Origin of the sequence: Streptomyces sp. NRRL F-5122 (assembly GCF_001507435.1) — a bacterium.
Lineage (GTDB): Bacteria > Actinomycetota > Actinomycetes > Streptomycetales > Streptomycetaceae > Streptomyces > Streptomyces lannensis.
Map to the genome: position 1 here is coordinate 1 of NZ_LMWH01000219.1, position 231 is coordinate 231.

Sequence of the window (231 nt, forward strand, 5' to 3'; positions counted from 1 at the left end):
AGCGCAGGCGGGCCTGGTAGACGAGACGTTCCTGTTCCAGCTTGATGACCTGGTCGTAGGAGCGGAGCTCCCACAGTTTCATCCGGCGCCAGAGCAGGAGGGTGGGTATGGGGGAGAGCAGCCAGCGGGTGGGGCGGACGCCCTCCATGTGCTTGTCCGCCGTGATGTCCGCGATCCGGCCGATCGCGTGGCGGGCCGCCTCGACGGCGACCACGAACAGCACGGGGATCA

At 68.0% G+C, this 231-nt stretch carries 1 protein-coding gene; it reads right to left on the reverse strand.

Features of this window, described 5'->3' with window-relative positions; all coding sequences use genetic code 11:
• The coding region (locus ADL25_RS20895) for a DUF2637 domain-containing protein (protein WP_159044967.1) at positions 1-231 on the reverse strand (231 nt) is incomplete at both ends.